Here is a 17,449-nt window from a genome sequence, read left to right as displayed (position 1 = left end):
TGGGCTAAGAAACCAGCGCCTTAAAAGTAAAAAAGGGCCGACAGAAGTCGGCCCTTTCACATCTGAAACCGGTTCTCTTAAACCAGCTTCTCTTCCGGTACCGTCTCCACACCCGCCATCTGCTGACGGCGCTCGATAATCATGGTTTGCGGTGTTGAGAGCAGGATGCCCTCTTTACGCAGACGCGTCAGAATATCGAACAGCAGGTCGCTTTTCGCCCCGGCAATCTGCCGCTGACCCGCCACGTTACCGGTGACGCTCAGAATAATGCCCTGCTGAGTCAGATCTTTAAACGAAACAGACGGCTCCGGCGTTTCCAGAATGCGTTCGTTCTCGTTGTAGACCTCCAGCAGAATATCGCGCACTTTCACCGGATCGATATCCAGCGGGAAGGTCAGCGTAATGGTGACCACACCTTGCGCATTGCCCATGGTCGCGTTGCGTACGTTCTGCGAGATAAACTGTGAGTTCGGCACAATCACCGTGGATTTGTCTCCCAGCTGGATCTCCGTGGCGCGCACGTTAATGCGGCGGATATCCCCTTCGATGCCGCTGATGCTCACCAGATCGCCGACTTTCACTGGCCGCTCGGTCAACAGAATCAGACCGGAGATAAAGTTCTTCACTATCTCCTGTAAACCAAAACCGATACCAACTGACAACGCACTGACGATCCAGGCCAGCTTGTTCCACTGCAGACCCATGATCGACAGGGTCAGCAGGATAATCAGCACATAACCGATGTTGCTGAACAGCGTTACCAGCGACACCCGCATCCCCACATCCATGGTGGTTTTTGGCAGGAAATCGGTATCAAGCCAGCGACGCACCGAGCGCAGCACATAGATACCGACAATCAGGCAGATGATCGCATTCACCATATGCGCCGGAACGATGTTCAGGGACTCAAGGCCTTTACCACCCCAGAACTCAATGACTTTTTGCAGCAACTCAATCGGCGTTGAGGAAGCAAAGGTGCCGTTGAGCAGCGCCAGTGCCACAACCAGCACCAGGAAAGTCTTACCGATGGCCGTCAGCAGCGTGGCGGTTTGCTGCAGGTGACGCTCATTGATGTTAAGCGAACTCTGAATGCGGCGACCGGTGGCGTTACTGGTTGAGAAGAGACTCTCACAACCATCTTTGAGCAGATGACTGAGGAAGTAGAACGAACCGAACAGCAGGCCGCACCAGATCACCTCATAACTCAGGAAGCGCGCCAGCGTAACGTAGCCAATCAGCAACGACACCAGGATGGCAATCGCGGTCAGCGTCAGGCCCATCTGGATCAGCCCGACCAGCGTCGAGCGGGCCTCCGGCGGCGTACCCGCCTGGGTCATGCGACGACGCACGCGGTTGGTGCGCATGCTGATGGCCAGCGCAGTACAGCCAATCAGCAGAGCTGTCAGTCCGTTGGCAAAAATGGTGGTATTCAGGCTGGTGCCGACGCTGTAGTTGAACGCCTCGACCGTCTGGAAGATAAACACCAGCACCGCAGTAATCGGCGGAAACGGCTTTAATGCCATCGCCACTTCATTGGAGATGCTCGGTAAGCGCCAGCTTGGCCTGCGGGTCGAGAGGAACGCACGTCCCAGTCCGGCAATCAGGCCACAGAACACGCTGAGCTGCACCAGGCGATCAACAAAGTCCTGAACGTTTTCAGAGACCTCATCACGGCGGGTAAAGGCCAGCGAGATAAAGTTAAAGGTGAGGACGACAGCCGCCAGCGTGGTCAGCGCTATCGCGGCCGCCAGGAAACTGCGGCGCAGCTTCCCTTCCGGCAGTTTATTAATGCTGACCCAGGCCAGAAACTCTTCACTGTAGCGACGACCGACCGTCATCACCAGCAGCGCCGCCAGCAGCCAGAAGACACTGCCCACGCGCCAGCCTGGCTCCCATGAGAGCGCTGCGGTGTCCTGCAACTCCTGCAGGAACTCACCAATCTTCTCACCATCCAGATCCTGGGTGCTCAGCAGCGGTGACCAGAAGCGCGAACCAAGGATGCTGCCGGAGTTCAGCGCCAGCTGGCTTTTCAGCTGATCACGACGCAGGTTAACAATCTGCGAGGAGAGCATCAGCGCGCCATTCTTAATCCCTTCGGCCTGTTTAATCTGGTCGTCGAGTTTGCCTTTCTGGCTCTCCAGCGCGTTACGCTTGCGCGTCACTTCCGGGGTTTCTTTCACCCCGCTATCGGCTTTAGGGGCCGGGCCAAGTACGCCCAGCTGTGCATCGACCTGCTGACGATCGGGCACCAGCGCCTGACCCAGCGTATCGGCATTGCCTGATAGCTCCAGCGCCATTTCATTCAGTTGCGTCAGCTTGTTTTCGCCAGCATCGACGGAGACCTGACTTTTGATTTTATCGAGGATCTTCTGCATCTTCGGCAGTTCCACCGCCGCATTCAGCTTCGGCGGTGCATCCTGTCCCTGAGCAGGCGTGGCCGTATCATCTGCGGCCAGCGTCAGCGCCGGGGCAAACCCCACCAGCGCCAGCATTAACAATGCAAAAAAGGATCGTATAAACATATGAGTAAGATTCCGGCAGCTTAAATCAGGCGATCTTCCCTCGCCAGTCGCGCGTAGTGTAGGGCTTTGCAAGGGAGGGCAATATAGGAATAACGGGCATTTTTCGGGCTGATTCCGGAGGGTCAGAGGCGAAAAAAATGTTTTAAGCCTCTGACCCTTTACTCCCGGCTACCTGCTCAGCCTGCAGATAATGCCAGTGCGCACAGTGCGCGACACCGGCTATTTTCTACTCAACGTCGGCACTGCCGGCACCATTGCTGGCGACCTGACCCGACTTCTGCTTTTTATAAGCCAGCGCGGCGGCAGGCACCGGAGCCGCTTTGCCGGTCTCAATCCAGCTGCGCAGACGGTTGGCGTCGGCGAAGTGAGTATATTTACCAAACGCATCCAGCACCACCAGCGCCACCGGACGATTGTTAATCATGGTGCGCATCACCAGGCAGTGGCCTGCCTCATCGGTGTAACCGGTTTTGGTCAGCTGAATGTGCCAGTCATTTTTATAGACCAGATGGTTGGTGTTGCGGAACGGCAGCGCATAGCTCGGATGGGCAAAAACTGCCGTCTCTTCTTTTGTGGTGCTGAGCGCGCCAAGCATCGGATATTCCCGCGTCGCTTTGAGCAACTTAATCAGGTCCTGCGCGCTGGAGACGTTTTGTGTCGACAGGCCGGTTGGCTCGACATAGCGGGTCTGTTTCATGCCCAGTGAGCGCGCTTTGGCGTTCATCGCCCGGATAAAGGCGTTGTAACCGCCCGGATAGGCGTGAGCCAGGCTGGCGGCGGCACGGTTTTCTGAGGACATCAGCGCCAGCAGCATCATATTACGACGGCTGATCTGGCTGTTGAGCTTCACGCGCGAGAAGACGCCACGCATTTCCGGCGTCTGGCTGACATCGACGGTTATCATCTCGTTCATCGGCTGATGCGCATCCAGCACCACCATTGCGGTCATCAGCTTAGTGATCGACGCAATGGGCCTGACCCGATCCGGGTGGCTGGAGAAGAGCACTTTATTGGTCGTGAGATCGACAATCATCGCACTGCCAGAGGCGATCTGCGGCTGAGCAATAGGCGCAAGTTGCGACAGCGTTGTAGTCGCCTGCGCCGGAAGTGAAACAATCTGCCCTGAAACGAGCAGCGCCAGCGAAAGCAGGGTGGAACGAATTTTTGCAGGCATCGTAGAAAAAAACCCGGTTATGAAGGTGTACTGTGTCAGACCGACACAGGCCGCCCGCTTCAGTGACGTCGGAGCGCGGGCTGGCAGCGGTATCATACCCGTAAGGTTAAGAGATTTCCTGGTGAGATTGTTTCCGGGCGTAAAAAGAGAACTGCCGCCAGAGCGGCGGCAGTGGTCGATCAAAACAGATGTGGTCCGTATCCCCACAGCACCACGGTCAGTGCCAGTAACACTTCAAAAACCAGTACGCCGATAGCAAGCGTAGAACCGGAAAAACGCAGGCTCTCTTCGCGGTCGATATTCAGAAACAGTGGAATGCCAATATAGAGCAGATAGCCGGTGTAGAGCAGCGCCAGCGCGCCTGCCAGCACGCAGAGCCAGACCAGCGGATAGAGCGCCACCAGCCCGCTGAGAAACAGTGGCGTAGCCACATAGCCCGCAAACACCGTACAGCGTTGTACGCCGGGGCGCTGCGGATAGTCACGTGCCATCCAGTGAATCACGCGTCCCATCACGGCGACGCCACCCAGAATAATCAGATAGAACAGAATCCCCAGCCCGATCCCGGTCGCCAGGTTAAGTTGCACATACTGCCCCTCGCCCAGATTCCAGCCCAGCTGAGTTGTACCGATAAAGGCGCAGATCACCGGGATCGCCGCCATCAGCAGAACATGGTGGGTGTAATGGTGCGAGACGCTCTCATTCTCTTGCTTGATATGACGCATTTCCTGATTCGGATGCGCCAGAAGTCCCCAGACATGGTTCATACAGTCACTCCTCTGATGCGATGGGCCGCCCGGTGCTGCATGCGTCTTTGGGGGCAGCGTCTCTTCAAGTATAAGCGGCAGTAAAAATTTCGTGGTGACCGGACAAAAAAACAGCATAAATAAACAGACGTGATGCGCGGGCGGAAGCGAAGCCAATTCGCGTATAGACTGGAAGGAACAATCACCGAACAGGGAGAGTCATTTTGCATCTGGATGTCAACGCATTAATTACGCAGTACGGTTATCTGGCACTTTTTATTGGCTGTATTGCCGAGGGGGAGACATTTACGTTACTGGGCGGCGTCGCCGCACATGAGGGGCTGCTGCATTACGTGGGAGTGGTGCTGGCTGCGATGTGCGGCGGCATTGTCGGCGATCAACTGCTCTACTGGGTCGGCCGCCGCTGGGGCACGCGGATCCTGCGCCGCTTTAAAAAGCATCAGGATAAAGTGGTCAAGGCGAACCGCCTGATTAAACGCCGTCCCAGCCTGTTTGTGATTGGCGTGCGCTTTATGTATGGCTTTCGACTGATTGGTCCGATCATCATTGGTTCCAGCCGCCTTAACCCGATGAAGTTTTTTATCCTTAACGTCATCGGCGCGGCCATCTGGTCGGTGATCTTTGTGACGCTGGGCTATTTCGCGGGCGGCATCATCGCGCCTTGGCTGCACAAACTCGACCAGCATCTGAAGCATCTGCTGTGGCTGGTCGGCGCGGTGGTCTTCGCCTTTGTGCTGCGCTGGGTGATCCGCCGCTGGCACAACCGTCGTGCCGATCAGCAATAAATGAACAGCCTGTTCGACCGTTGATACACAGGTCGCCAGACTCTGAACAGAGCCTGGCGACGCTGCTGACAATTCCGTGAGTCTCACCCGCCCCATCCCCTCTTTCCTTCCTCATTAAACCGTGCGTTAACCATCTGTGCCCAAACGAAGCCGCATCAGATAGCTCAGCTATAGTTAGCAAGGACACTGACAGGGAGATGAGGATGAGTAAGGTAAAACGTAAGATTGACGACCACGGGGTCATCGGCGATTTGCGTACCTGTGCGCTGATCGCTAATGACGGCACCATTGATTATCTCTGCTGGCCCGAACTCGACAGCCCGTCGGTCTTTGCCGCCCTGCTCGACAGCGATGAAGCCGGCCTTTTCTCCCTGGCTCCTGACTGGCCCAATGCGCGACGTCAGCAGCTCTACCTGCCCGATACCAATATCCTCCAGACCCGCTGGCTGGATGATGAAGGCGTGGCGGAAATCACCGACTATATGCCGATTTGTGATGACACAAACAAACTGCCGCGCCTGATCCGCCGGGTCAAAATGGTGCGTGGCACTGCAACCTTCCAGCTGCGCTGCTCGCCCCGCCATGACTATGCCCGCGCACAGACCCGTGCTGAAGTGCATAAAGGCTGTATCGATTTTCATGCCGAGGGCCAGCCATCGCTGCGCCTCGCCGCTTCCGTGGTCATGACCCTGGAGGATGAGAGCGCGACTGCCCACTTCACGTTACAACCCGGCGAACATGCGCAGTTTGAATTTGGCAGCGTGGATGATGCGCATATTGAAGCGCTGGCCACCGAACACTGCTTTGAAGAGACGGTGAACTACTGGCGACGCTGGAGCGCCCACAGCACCTATCAGGGACGCTGGCGCGAGATGGTGCAGCGTTCGGCACTGGTGCTGAAACTGCTGACCTCGCATCAGCACGGCTCCATTGCAGCGGCGGCCACCTTTGGCCTGCCTGAAGAGCTGGGCGGCGAGCGCAACTGGGACTATCGCGCCTCCTGGATCCGCGACGCCTCGTTCAGCATGTATGCCCTGATGCGTCTGGGCTATGTCGATGAAGCCAAACACTTCACCCACTGGGTGGGTCGCTGCGTTGAAAACAGCCATCACGAAGAGATGCGCCTGCAGGTGATGTACCGGCTCGACAGCGGCACTGAGCTGCATGAGATGGAGCTGCTCAATCTCTCCGGCTACGCCGACTCCCGCCCGGTGCGTATCGGCAATGGTGCCTGGCAGCAGACCCAGCTCGATATCTATGGCGAGCTGATGGATGCGATCTATCTGGCCAATAAATATGGCGAGGCGATCTCCCAACGCGGCTGGGAACATGTGGTCAAAATGATCGACTGGCTGAGTGAGAACTGGGATCAGCCCGATGCCGGTATCTGGGAAATGCGTGGCGAACCGGAGCACTTCCTGCATTCGCGACTGATGTGCTGGGTAGCAATGGATCGCGCGCTGCGTCTCGGCATGAAGCGATCTCTGCCGATGCCTTACGAGCGCTGGGATCGGGCGCGCCGGGAGATCCGCGAAGATATCTGGGCTAACTTCTGGAACAGCGAACTCGGCCACTTCTCTGCAACCCGGCATGGCAAACATCTCGACGCCTCCATGCTGCTGATGCCGCTGGTGCGCTTCGTCGGCGCGACCGATCCGGACTGGATTGCCACACTGGATGCGATCAAAACCAACCTCGTCAGCGACGGTATGGTGCGGCGCTATAATACGCATGAGACACCCGCCGATGGCCTGAAGGGCTCGGAAGGCTCCTTTGGCGCCTGTTCCTTCTGGTATGTCGAATGTCTGGCGCGCGCAGGCCGGATTGAGGAAGCGCATTTTGAATTTGAGAAGCTGCTGAGCTACGCCAATCCGCTGGGTCTCTATGCCGAGGAGTTCGACAGCCACGGCCATGCGCTGGGCAATACGCCGCAGGCCCTGACGCATCTCGCGCTGATCAGTGCCGCCTTTTTCCTGAATCGTAAACTCAGTGGCGAACAGACGCAGTGGCAGCCTTAGTCAGTGGCAACCCCGGAAATCCCCATTTTTACGCTCCTGCTTTCCGGAAATGCGCTAACATCCGCGGTGAATTTACGTAAAGTATTGCAGGCAGGTTAAAATCCCGATTCACAACGTCAGTTTAATGAACATATAATGCGCAGCAGGTCACATTGGCCAGCATGAATTCGACACACTGAACAGCCTGAAATATGGCGATAAAGAATTGTAAAATATGAAAATCATTCGCGCTTTCGCTTCAATCGCACTGGCTCTGGCGGCCTTCAGCCAGTCAGCCTTTGCTGTGGTTTACCCGTTACCGCCGGCTAACAGCCGTCTGATCGGGGAAAATATCGAAATTACTGTTCCTGAAGACAGCAAACTGCCGCTGGAAGCTTTTGCGGCGCAGTACCAGATGGGCCTCAGCAATATGCTCGAAGCCAATCCGGGCGTTGACGTTTATCTGCCTAAGGCTGGCAGCAAAATGATCATCCCACAGCAGCTGATCCTGCCTGACGCACCGCGTGAAGGCATTGTGATTAACAGCGCGGAGATGCGTCTTTACTACTACCCGAAAGGCAGCAAAACCGTCGTGGTTCTGCCAATTGGTATCGGTGAACTGGGTAAAGATACCCCGATCAGCTGGACCACCGCGGTAGAACGTAAAAAAGATGGCCCGACCTGGACGCCAACCAAAGGCATGCATGCGGATTATGCGGCACGCGGCGAAACGCTGCCAGCGGTGTTCCCGGCAGGTCCGGATAACCCGATGGGCCTTTACGCGCTCTACATCGGTCGTCTCTATGCGATTCACGGCACCAACGCCAACTTCGGTATCGGCCTGCGCGTGAGCCACGGTTGTGTGCGTCTGCGTGCTGAAGATATCAAATGGCTGTATCAGAACGTGCCGGTTGGCACGCGCGTCCAGTTCGTTGATCAGCCGGTGAAAGCGACCGTAGAACCAGACGGTTCACGTTATGTCGAAGTGCATAACCCACTGTCGACCACCGAAGAGCAGTTCAACTCACGTGAGCTGGTGCCGATTACACTGACTCAGGCCGTGAGCAAAATTGTGGTTGATGCCAGCGTGAATCAGGATCAGGTTAACGCCGCGATTCAGAGCCGTACCGGTATGCCAGTGAAAGTGAACGGTGTGGAGAACAACATCCAGACTGCGCCAGTACCAGTGCCGGAAAACTCACAGGCTGCTCCTCAGGAAGAGCCAATGACGCCGGTCACCCCACAGGGTGCAAGCAGTGATGCTACGCAGCCACAGCAGCCGGCTACTGAGCCAGCCGCACCGGTCACGCCAGCAGCCCCTGCAGCAGCGGCGAATACCAGCTCGTAACTGCCGTCAGCTCTGAAAAGCCAGCGCCTGTCGCTGGCTTTTTTATTGCCTGGATTAAGGTGTACTAGCGCTTATCTGGCCAATTAGAGGAGATCATCAACTTCGCCGGTCTGAATGCACTACGGACCATTCCCTGATTGTCTTTGTATACGCTGCTCCAGTTACCCGAAGTGAATATATCTTCAATCCGCATTAAAAATATCAGGAGTGTTACCATTGACCGTAAGGGTATTTTTTTCCTTTGATAAAAATCTCAGTATCTTTGCCGTATTCATAGCCGTGTGAAAAACGTGTAATCCCTTTACAGATATCCAGCTTATCTCCGGAGAAAGTTTTCAGGACGGACGGTGTAATGCGATAATTAGGCTCAAACCCGATACCTTTTAGCCATACCGCTACCTTTCCTTCCGGAGCCAGGCCAATCTGGATGGTGTCATAGGTATTATTATAGGGATCCGTTTTCCCACTGGCACTGTTCATCTTTTTTACGATGGCATCAGGGACAGTCAGATGGGTCTCATACACTTTCTTATCAATTACTGAGTCCCAGCAAAAAATAAAATGTTTAGGGGGGCGATCAACATGATTCCAGTAGCCACCAGAGGCACGATCTTTATCATTCCACTTACCGATAACCTCAGGCAGTGCAGAAGTACTGTTCAGTGTATTAAAGCGATAAATCGTACCATCAGCACCCTGAATGACGGCAAATGTCACCAGAGCAGGTAACGCTTTTGGCGTGAAGAAATTGAATTTCCATTCTGAGGGAGCATCAGTTTTGACCACTGCCGGAACCGTCTGGCCTGCACCGTGACAGCCAGTCAGTATCAGGAGTGTAATAAATCCTGCCACACGCTTTATTTCCATATTCTATTCCCGTCCATATCGTAAACCGTACGCTGCCAGCGCTCGTCTGGCCGATTGGTGAAGGTCATTAGCTTCGCCGGTCTGACCGCACCGCTGACCCTTCCCTCACTGTCTCTAAGTACGCTGTTCCAGTTAGCCGAGCAGTGGATATACTTCTCGGCCAGCATCAGAATTTCCGATGTAGTAAACCCCTGTAGGGATTGACCATTCCGAACCGCACGCCCCATGACAATTGCCTTTTCATACAAACTATTGAGCTCAGCTCTTAGCGAAAGATGATCATCTTTCGGCAAGATGGGCTCAAACACCACACCGGCATCCTGCGCCGCATCAAGCATCACCCGTAGCGCCACTTTCGACCAGTCATTGCGGGTTAGTCTGTCAATAACCAGCGCCGCACCGCTGCGCTTTTGTAGTGTGCCGTAGCGATCGGCTGGCATTCTGTCGTCATGCCAGACATCGGCATTGACCTCCACCGCATTCAGCAGCGGCGCTATCGCCGGATAGCCGTCCATCGTTTTAAGCTGCGCACAGGTCTGCTGATAAATCCGCGTTTCTGTATCGGGAGTTGAGAGTGGTACGGTTTCAAACTCCGGCCGGGTAAGGAAACAGGCTTCGCGTTCCTCCGGATTGTAACCTCCGCCAATGTCGGAGTGTGCACCGGGAAGGGCCAGCTCCGGCCATGCCGGTTTGACGCTGTTCAGCGCAAAGTTAAAGCGGCATTCGTGCTGCGCGGTGATATGAAATACCTTTTCCGCCACGCCCGGACGTAGCACCAGATTCACCTCACCCGTATAAGCACTATGCGGGTTCAGGCCATTAACCGGCGTTCCGATGGCTGCCACCGTATCGAAAATTCCCAGAAATCGGGTTTTACCGCCGGGCGTACCGGAGAACTCGACATCACCCAGCCCGATCTTAATTGCCGAGATAATGGTCCTGTCCTGGCTGAATACCCGGTTGGCAAAATGCCGCGCCGCCGCAGCGCCACGGCTGAAGCCAAAAATATCAAACTGTAGCTCTTTAATGACACAGGTGCGGGCATCAGGGTATTTATCCAGATATCCTTTTATAGCGGTAGCTAATTCTGAGACTGCCTTATCGGTTTTGCTGATTACCCCAGTATTTCCCAGGCCTGTACCCATTCCATATGCGCTGTCAGCAACCCCATCTTCTGTCCCGATACCATTAATATAAATCGCATTCTGACCAGAACCCGTTTGAGGAGCCATATTCTTGTCATATAGCGTGTTGAGCCAATGCACATTAGTGTAATAGCCAAGATAGCTTCCGGCAGCGGTGCCACTTACTCTGCGATTCAGTCGTATGCACTGCTGCAATACGGACTCTGTCTCCGCATCGTTCATTCCAAAATGTGCGCCGGTACAGACAGCCTGACGGTCAGTTGTGTTATTCGCATTGTTGCCCGTTCCATCGAAGAACACACCGATGGTGAGCGTGATTTCCTGTTTCTTCTTCACTGCCTGTGCACGCTGTTCTGGCGCTGACTGCTGTGCTTTTCTCTCAGCAGCCTCAGCCCGTTCGGCTGCACGCCCGACGTTGCAGTCGATCTCGTAAGTGTGCGTGCTGACGGACGGAGTAAAACGGGCACGACAGGGGCAGGAGCTGTAACTGTGAAGAGAGCCCGCCCACTCTTTCAGGACACCATTCACCTCATAGGTGTCCCCCATCCCCCCACAGACGCGAAATCGTCCTTCATGTTTTCCGCAGGTCACCGGATCGCCCTCCCGGACCTGCTGGCGCTCGATGCCGCCGATGGTGTACGTTTCATCAGACGCGCCGCTAAGAATCCGTCCGCCGCAGGTGGTTTTATCCAGGTGATATAAAAAGAATCCTTCAGTCATAATCCCTCATGAACTTTATGGCTATTAAGTAAGCGCATCATACCTTAATCATGACTTAACCAAAATGCCAGACTTCTGTTTACGGTCACAGTGCCTGAATGTGGCATCACTGTTAATGGTGTTAGCTTGTAATATGCAATCAGGTAAAAGAACTTTCCCGCAAGTCCGACCATCATTAATCTGTCATATAAAGCGCGTATCACACTGCGTTAACCCGATGCAAATCAGCATCCGGCAACCGCCACGTGAGGTACACCATGAGCGAAAACAGTCTCTCCTCCTCATCAGCCCAGGGACGCCCCGATTTCAACGGCAAAGGCAGTCGCTTCAGCAAGCCGCTGTTTTTCATTCTGCTGGTCGCCGGGCTGGCCTTCGCCGGACTTAACCTGGTCAATGACGTTGAACAGACCAACACGCCGGTCACCAGCTATCTGCCGTTCTTTCTGCTGGGACTGGCGCTGCTGATCGCACTCGGATTTGAGTTCGTCAATGGTTTCCACGATACTGCTAACGCTGTCGCTACCGTGATCTACACCCATTCGCTGACGCCTGGCGTGGCAGTGGTCTGGTCCGGGTTCTGTAACTTTATGGGCGTACTGCTCTCCAGCGGCGTAGTGGCGTTTGGCATTATCTCGCTGCTGCCGGTCGAGCTGATCCTGCAGGCCAGCAGCGGTAACGGCTTCGCGATGGTCTATGCGCTGCTCTTCTCTGCCATTATCTGGAATCTCGGTACCTGGTATTTCGGTTTGCCCTCATCGTCGTCGCATACCCTGATCGGTTCGATTATCGGCGTCGGGGTGGCTAATGCGATGCTGCACGGGCGCAGCGGACTGAGCGGCGTAGACTGGGATCAGGCGCTGAAGGTGGGCTATGCCCTGCTGCTGTCGCCGGTAGTGGGTTTTGTCTGTGCCGGGCTGCTGCTGTGGGTGATGAAGATCTTTATCCGCAATCGCCAGCTTTATCAGGCCCCGAAGAGTGACCAGCCGCCACCGGTGTGGATTCGTGGCCTGCTGATCCTGACCTGTACCGGCGTTTCATTTGCGCACGGCTCCAACGACGGACAGAAAGGGATGGGGCTGATTATGTTGATCCTGGTCGGCACCATGCCGATCGCCTACGCCCTGAACCGATCGCTGCCCGCCGATCAGATCCCACGCGTGGCCGCGCTGACCGAAGTGACCGCGCATCAGCTGCTGCAACTGCAACCCGCTTCGGCGAACCCTCCGGCGGCCCGCGATGTGCTGACCGGCTTTGTTGGCAGCAACAAAATGAATGCTGATGTGTTACCGGCGCTGGCGAATACGCTCAACGAGGTGGGCGATCAGATTCGCCGTTACGGCTCGATGGATAATATTCCTGCCCAGGCGGTAACCAACACCCGCAACCAGATGTACCTGGCTTCGGAGTCGATTAAGCATCTGCAGAATGCAAAGGTCACACTGCCGCAGGAGACCGAACGTAATCTGAAAGCGGTAAAAACAGAACTCGACAGTGCCACCCGTTTTATTCCGATGTGGGTGAAAGTGGTGGTGGCGATTGCGCTGGGGCTGGGCACGATGGTCGGCTGGCGCAGGATTGTGGTGACAGTGGGAGAACGGATCGGGAAAACGCATCTGAGCTATGCACAGGGTGCCAGCGCCGAACTGGTGGCGATGATGACCATTGGCGCGGCCGATGGCTTTGGCCTGCCGGTATCGACCACCCATGTGCTGTCGTCCGGCGTGGCGGGCACCATGGCGGCTAACCGATCTGGCCTGCAGTTTTCAACGCTCCGTAATCTGGCGGTCGCCTGGATATTAACGCTGCCGGTCTCGATTCTGCTCTCCGCCCTGCTCTACTGGCTGTTTACCCATTTCTGATATCTGTCGGCTCACCGCCTCTCAGGCGGTGAGCCGCTCTTGCCCGTAGAGCCGCAGCGTAATCAGCAGTGCGCCCAGCACCATCATCGCGGCAGCCAGATAGACCGACTGCATCCCCCAGTGTCCGATAAACAGTCCCGCCACCGGACCGGTTAAGCCCAGCCCCAGATCGAGAAAGGCCGAATAGGTGCCCAGCGCCGAGCCCTGATCCTGACGCTCAACCCTTTTTACCGCCTCAACACCCAGCGCCGGAAAGACCAGCGAAAAGCCGCTGCCGGTCAGGAACGCGCCCGCGCCCACCAGCCAGGCGCTGTCGGCCTGCCAGATAATCAGCAGTCCCAGACACTCCAGCAGGAAAGAGAAGAGCGAGACGCGCAATCCGCCAAAGCGGGTAATAAAGCGACCAAATCCCAGCCGCACCAGCACAAAACCCAGGCTGAACAGCGTCAGCGCATAGGCCGCGCCCTGCCAGTCACGGCTGGCAAAGTAGAGGGTGATAAAGGTCGCGATGACGCCAAAGCCGATAGTGCCGAAGCCCAGCGCCAGGCCATAAAGCCAGACGCGGGAGAAGACGCGGTGAAACGGAATGCGCTCGCCCACGCTGACCGTCACCGCCGGTTTGCGGCTGGCCATCAGATAACCGACGACGCCCATCAGCGCAATCAGTCCGGCAAATCCGCTCATGCCAAATTCACTGTTGAGCAGCACGCCCAGCGGTGCACCGACGGCCATCGCCAGATAGGTAGCGACACCGTTCCAGGAGATGACGCGCGCGGTCTGCAAAGGCCCGACGATATTCATGCCCCACAGCGTGGAGCCAGTGCTGCTGAAGCTCTCACCTACCCCAAGAAACAGCCGTCCGACAGCCAGCAGCGCCAGACTCAGCCACGGCCAGCTGCTCATCATTGCGGCCACGATAGTCAGTACCCCGCTCATGCCGCAGCAGAGCAGTCCCAGCATCACTACCCGTTTCGGCCCCAGGCGATCGGCCAGACGGCCCGACTGCGGACGGCTGAGCAGCGTCGCAAAATACTGGATGCTGATAATCAGTCCGGCAATAAAGGAGCTGAAGCCAAGATGATTTTTGACGAAGCCCGGCAGTACGGCCAGCGGCAGTCCGACGGAGAGATAACAGAAGAAGGTAAAGATGATAACCGAGAGGATTCGTTTGTTGAGCTGGCTGTTGCTCAATACAGCGGTGTCAGACATAGCAGGCTAGTGGTAGGGGAAATTTTGCCCACTATACCGTCAGGTCGCTAAGGGGTCGCCTGATTTTTTATCACAAACCATGAACAATCGCGTGACGATCAATCGCCTGTGCAATATCACCTGAGTTTTTTAACGCACGGATTTCACTGAATAAGCCATCGGCTTCACCGTAGGCTTTGCGCAGATAACCTAGCCACTGTTTGATACGCGCCACGTGATAGAGGCCGGTATCGCCCTGCTTTTCCAGCCGGCTGTATTTCTGCAGTAACCGCACCACATCAGGCCACGCCATCGGCGGCTCGTTATATTTCACGACCCGGCTCAGGTTAGGGATGTTCAGTGCACCACGGCCAATCATCACCGCATCGCAACCGGTGACCGTCATACAGTTTTGCGCACTTTGCCAGTCCCAGATTTCACCGTTGGCAATCACCGGAATACGCAGCCGCTGACGAATCTCGCCAATCGCCTGCCAGTTGATTGCTTCTGCGCGATAACCCTCTTCTTTAGTTCGCCCATGCACAGTCAGTTCGCTGGCTCCGGCCTGCTGAACCGCATCGGCAATCTCCAGACTGCGGGCGCTGGAATCCCAGCCGAGCCGCACTTTTACCGTTACCGGCAAATCCGCAGGCACTGCTTCACGCATCGCTTTCGCGCCGCGATAAATCAGATCGGGATCTTTAAGAAGGGTTGCGCCGCCTCCGCTGCCGTTAACCAGTTTAGAAGGACAACCACAGTTGAGATCAACACCCCATGAGCCCAGTTCCACCGCGCGTGCGGCGTTCTCGGCTAACCATTCGGGATGCTGCCCCAGCAGCTGCATACGCACCCGCGTGCCCGAAGGCGTACGGCTGGCGTTATGCAGTTCGGGGCAGAGACGATAGAAGGATTTTACCGGCAAGAGTTGATCGACTACGCGCAAAAACTCAGTAATGCAGAGATCGTAGTCATTCACTTCCGATAACAGCTGACGCACCAGTGAATCCAGCACGCCCTCCATCGGAGCCAGTAAAACCCTCATACTCAGACGTTTCCGGTGCGCTTCGCTGCTGCCGGACGACGCGGACGGGCTGCGGGTTTATCGCCCTGAGGTGCGGCCTGGCTCTGACGACGCGCCTGAGGACGCTTTTCGCCGGATGAAGATGAGCGCGATGCGCCTGCACCCTGACCGCCCTGGCTGCGACCACGACCGCCGCCGCCGCCACCTGCACCGCCGCGAGACTGCTGCTGACGACCGTTGATGATCGGCTCCGCCTTGATGCTCGGATCCGGTTCATAGCCTTCAATCGCCAGACGCGGGATTTCACGCTTCAGCAGACGCTCAATATCACGCAGCAGTTTATGCTCATCGACGCAGACCAGCGACAGTGCGACACCGGTCGCAGCAGCACGGCCGGTACGGCCAATACGGTGAACGTAATCTTCGGCGACGTTAGGCAGCTCGTAGTTCACGACGTGTGGCAGCTCTTCGATATCCAGGCCACGGGCCGCGATATCGGTCGCAACCAGCACGCGAATGCCGCCTGACTTGAAGTCGGCCAGCGCACGGGTACGTGCACCCTGGCTCTTGTTGCCGTGGATCGCGGCAGCGGAGATGCCATCTTTGCCCAGCTGCTCGGCAAGGTGGTTAGCGCCGTGTTTGGTACGGGTAAAGACCAGCACCTGCTGCCAGTTCCCTTCGCCAATCAGCTGCGACAGCAGTTCCCGCTTACGCTTCTTATCAACGAGATGAACCTGCTGCGCAACCTGCTCGGAAGCGGTGTTGCGGCGAGCCACTTCAATCATTTCCGGGTTGGTCAGCAGTTTCTCAGCCAGGCCCTTGATCTCATCAGAGAAGGTGGCAGAGAACAGCAGGTTCTGGCGTTTAGCTGGCAGACGCGCCAGTACGCGACGGATGTCGTGGATAAAGCCCATATCCAGCATACGGTCAGCTTCATCCAGCACCAGAATTTCGACCTGTGACAGGTCAACGGCATTCTGTTGCGCCAGATCCAGCAGGCGGCCTGGGGTTGCGACCAGGATATCAACGCCGCCACGCAGCTTGACCATCTGTGGATTGATGCTGACACCACCAAACACCACCATCGAGCGCAGCGAGAGATATTTGCTGTAGTCGCTGACGTTTTCACTCACCTGCGCCGCGAGTTCACGGGTTGGGGTCAGGATCAGGGCGCGCACCGGGCGACGACCGCGGATTGGCGTGGCAGTCGCAGAGAGTTTCTGTAACAGCGGTAAAGTAAAGCCGGCCGTTTTGCCGGTGCCGGTCTGGGCACTCGCCAGCAGATCGCGGCCAGCCAGCACAACAGGAATCGCCTGGCGCTGGATAGGTGTTGGTTCGCTGTAGCCTTGTTCGGCAACAGCGCGCAAAATATCGGCACTCAGGCCGAGAGAGTCAAAAGACATTACGTGATTTACTCCGGTCCGCTCTGGCCGTGATTCACGGTGTAGTTTTCAGAGGGATAGTGACGCCAGTTGGGGCTGACGCGTGAAAAGGGCACAAACTACGATGCGTAAGCGGGCGAGTGTATCAGCTTTAACGGAACTGTGCGAGATAGCTCACATTTCGTGACACAACTTAACCGCCTGAAAACAGGAAGGCCACCTTCCGGTGGCCTTCAACTTAACTACGTTTGTTTTCGATTCGCCGCGGTGGCTCTTTCGCCAGCAGCGAGACCAGCGCCGGACCCAGCAACATCACCACGCCGAGACACGCCAGCAGCAGGTTGTTGTGGTAAATCCGCGACACCAGGAACAGTGTCATCATGGCGGCGCCAAAGTAGTAAGTGGTGGTCGCTTCTTCAAGATAATCGCCGAGAGTGCGTAAACGGGGAATGCGCTGTGTTACCAGCATGGCAACAAAAACCAGTGCATACATCGCCACCAGCGTGCTGCAGACATCAACCAGAGCTTTGTGCTTCCAGCCCCAGATCAGCGCAGCGATCACCAGCAGATGCATAGCGATATGCATTAACGTCTGACCCGTGATGATTTGAATACGATTAGACCATTTCATTCAGTTCTCCTGGCAGACCCAACAGGTCGCCCAAGTGCTACCG

13 protein-coding genes are annotated in these 17,449 nt (G+C 56.2%); 4 read left to right on the top strand and 9 right to left on the bottom strand.

Features of this window, described 5'->3' with window-relative positions; genetic code table 11:
- Positions 1 to 77 precede the first annotated feature (77 nt).
- From ACN1CO_RS01925 to ACN1CO_RS01915, 3 genes are all read right to left on the bottom strand, one after another.
- Positions 78 to 2,522, bottom strand: coding sequence for a DUF3772 domain-containing protein (locus tag ACN1CO_RS01925; protein ID WP_419137250.1), 2,445 nt, complete (start codon positions 2,520 to 2,522; stop codon positions 78 to 80).
- Positions 2,523 to 2,748: 226 nt separating this feature from the next.
- Complete coding sequence (gene pbpG, locus ACN1CO_RS01920; RefSeq protein ID WP_136198296.1) at positions 2,749 to 3,696, bottom strand: D-alanyl-D-alanine endopeptidase; 948 nt, start codon at positions 3,694 to 3,696, stop codon at positions 2,749 to 2,751.
- A 179-nt stretch (positions 3,697 to 3,875) separates the two neighbouring features.
- Positions 3,876 to 4,463 carry a Yip1 family protein gene (locus ACN1CO_RS01915; protein WP_033782385.1) on the bottom strand — a complete coding sequence of 196 codons (588 nt, stop codon included), beginning with the start codon at positions 4,461 to 4,463 and terminating at the stop codon, positions 3,876 to 3,878.
- A 203-nt stretch (positions 4,464 to 4,666) separates the two neighbouring features.
- Here ACN1CO_RS01915 and ACN1CO_RS01910 point away from each other — a divergent pair, with 203 nt between their 5' ends.
- The 3 genes from ACN1CO_RS01910 to ACN1CO_RS01900 all read left to right on the top strand — a co-directional run bounded on the left by ACN1CO_RS01910 (position 4,667) and on the right by ACN1CO_RS01900 (position 8,593).
- Positions 4,667 to 5,248, top strand: a complete 582-nt coding sequence (locus ACN1CO_RS01910) for a DedA family protein (protein WP_419137247.1) — start codon at positions 4,667 to 4,669, stop codon at positions 5,246 to 5,248.
- A 203-nt stretch (positions 5,249 to 5,451) separates the two neighbouring features.
- Positions 5,452 to 7,266 (top strand): glycoside hydrolase family 15 protein, encoded by a 1,815-nt coding sequence (locus ACN1CO_RS01905; RefSeq protein WP_419137245.1) that lies wholly within the window; start codon positions 5,452 to 5,454, stop codon positions 7,264 to 7,266.
- A gap of 214 nt (positions 7,267 to 7,480) precedes the next feature.
- A complete protein-coding gene (locus ACN1CO_RS01900; RefSeq protein ID WP_419137243.1) occupies positions 7,481 to 8,593 on the top strand; it encodes a L,D-transpeptidase family protein in 1,113 nt (370 codons plus the stop codon).
- 210 nt (positions 8,594 to 8,803) lie between these two features.
- On the opposite strand, the gene ACN1CO_RS01895 is transcribed toward ACN1CO_RS01900, so the two are convergent.
- The gene (locus ACN1CO_RS01895; RefSeq protein ID WP_419137241.1) at positions 8,804 to 9,460 is read right to left on the bottom strand and encodes a DUF2931 family protein; all 657 of its coding nucleotides are present in this window, start codon (positions 9,458 to 9,460) and stop codon (positions 8,804 to 8,806) included.
- Positions 9,451 to 11,325 carry a PAAR domain-containing protein gene (locus ACN1CO_RS01890; RefSeq protein ID WP_419137240.1) on the bottom strand — a complete coding sequence of 625 codons (1,875 nt, stop codon included), beginning with the start codon at positions 11,323 to 11,325 and terminating at the stop codon, positions 9,451 to 9,453. The genes ACN1CO_RS01895 and ACN1CO_RS01890 overlap by 10 nt, the downstream gene beginning before the upstream one ends.
- Before the next feature lie 257 nt (positions 11,326 to 11,582).
- On the opposite strand from ACN1CO_RS01890, the gene ACN1CO_RS01885 reads away from it, so the two are divergent.
- Positions 11,583 to 13,184: an inorganic phosphate transporter gene (locus ACN1CO_RS01885; RefSeq protein WP_419137238.1), complete on the top strand. Its 1,602-nt coding sequence runs from the start codon at positions 11,583 to 11,585 to the stop codon at positions 13,182 to 13,184.
- Positions 13,185 to 13,205: 21 nt separating this feature from the next.
- On the opposite strand, the gene ACN1CO_RS01880 is transcribed toward ACN1CO_RS01885, so the two are convergent.
- From ACN1CO_RS01880 to ACN1CO_RS01865, 4 genes are all read right to left on the bottom strand, one after another.
- Positions 13,206 to 14,393, bottom strand: coding sequence for an MFS transporter (locus tag ACN1CO_RS01880; RefSeq protein WP_419137236.1), 1,188 nt, complete (start codon positions 14,391 to 14,393; stop codon positions 13,206 to 13,208).
- A 70-nt stretch (positions 14,394 to 14,463) separates the two neighbouring features.
- A complete protein-coding gene (gene dusC, locus ACN1CO_RS01875) occupies positions 14,464 to 15,414 on the bottom strand; it encodes a tRNA dihydrouridine(16) synthase DusC (protein WP_419137234.1) in 951 nt (316 codons plus the stop codon).
- A gap of 2 nt (positions 15,415 to 15,416) precedes the next feature.
- A complete protein-coding gene (gene rhlE, locus ACN1CO_RS01870) occupies positions 15,417 to 16,796 on the bottom strand; it encodes an ATP-dependent RNA helicase RhlE (protein ID WP_419137232.1) in 1,380 nt (459 codons plus the stop codon).
- A 217-nt stretch (positions 16,797 to 17,013) separates the two neighbouring features.
- Complete coding sequence (locus ACN1CO_RS01865; RefSeq protein ID WP_090962822.1) at positions 17,014 to 17,406, bottom strand: YbhQ family protein; 393 nt, start codon at positions 17,404 to 17,406, stop codon at positions 17,014 to 17,016.
- Positions 17,407 to 17,449: the final 43 nt, after the last annotated feature.

Origin of the sequence: Pantoea sp. R13S299 (genome assembly GCF_048515925.1) — a bacterium.
In the GTDB taxonomy this organism is placed as follows: domain Bacteria; phylum Pseudomonadota; class Gammaproteobacteria; order Enterobacterales; family Enterobacteriaceae; genus Pantoea.
Note: the sequence above shows the minus strand (reverse complement) of the source record. Positions and strands in the feature narration are given on the sequence as shown.

Coding starts and splice junctions, on each gene's coding strand:
- pbpG (WP_136198296.1), bottom strand. CDS start 3,696: ATGCCTGCAAAAATTCGTTCCACCCTGCTTTCGCTGGCGCTGCTCGTT.
- dusC (WP_419137234.1), bottom strand. CDS start 15,414: ATGAGGGTTTTACTGGCTCCGATGGAGGGCGTGCTGGATTCACTGGTG.
- ACN1CO_RS01900 (WP_419137243.1), top strand. CDS start 7,481: ATGAAAATCATTCGCGCTTTCGCTTCAATCGCACTGGCTCTGGCGGCC.
- ACN1CO_RS01915 (WP_033782385.1), bottom strand. CDS start 4,463: ATGAACCATGTCTGGGGACTTCTGGCGCATCCGAATCAGGAAATGCGT.
- ACN1CO_RS01885 (WP_419137238.1), top strand. CDS start 11,583: ATGAGCGAAAACAGTCTCTCCTCCTCATCAGCCCAGGGACGCCCCGAT.
- ACN1CO_RS01905 (WP_419137245.1), top strand. CDS start 5,452: ATGAGTAAGGTAAAACGTAAGATTGACGACCACGGGGTCATCGGCGAT.
- ACN1CO_RS01925 (WP_419137250.1), bottom strand. CDS start 2,522: ATGTTTATACGATCCTTTTTTGCATTGTTAATGCTGGCGCTGGTGGGG.
- ACN1CO_RS01890 (WP_419137240.1), bottom strand. CDS start 11,325: ATGACTGAAGGATTCTTTTTATATCACCTGGATAAAACCACCTGCGGC.
- rhlE (WP_419137232.1), bottom strand. CDS start 16,796: ATGTCTTTTGACTCTCTCGGCCTGAGTGCCGATATTTTGCGCGCTGTT.
- ACN1CO_RS01895 (WP_419137241.1), bottom strand. CDS start 9,460: ATGGAAATAAAGCGTGTGGCAGGATTTATTACACTCCTGATACTGACT.
- ACN1CO_RS01880 (WP_419137236.1), bottom strand. CDS start 14,393: ATGTCTGACACCGCTGTATTGAGCAACAGCCAGCTCAACAAACGAATC.
- ACN1CO_RS01865 (WP_090962822.1), bottom strand. CDS start 17,406: ATGAAATGGTCTAATCGTATTCAAATCATCACGGGTCAGACGTTAATG.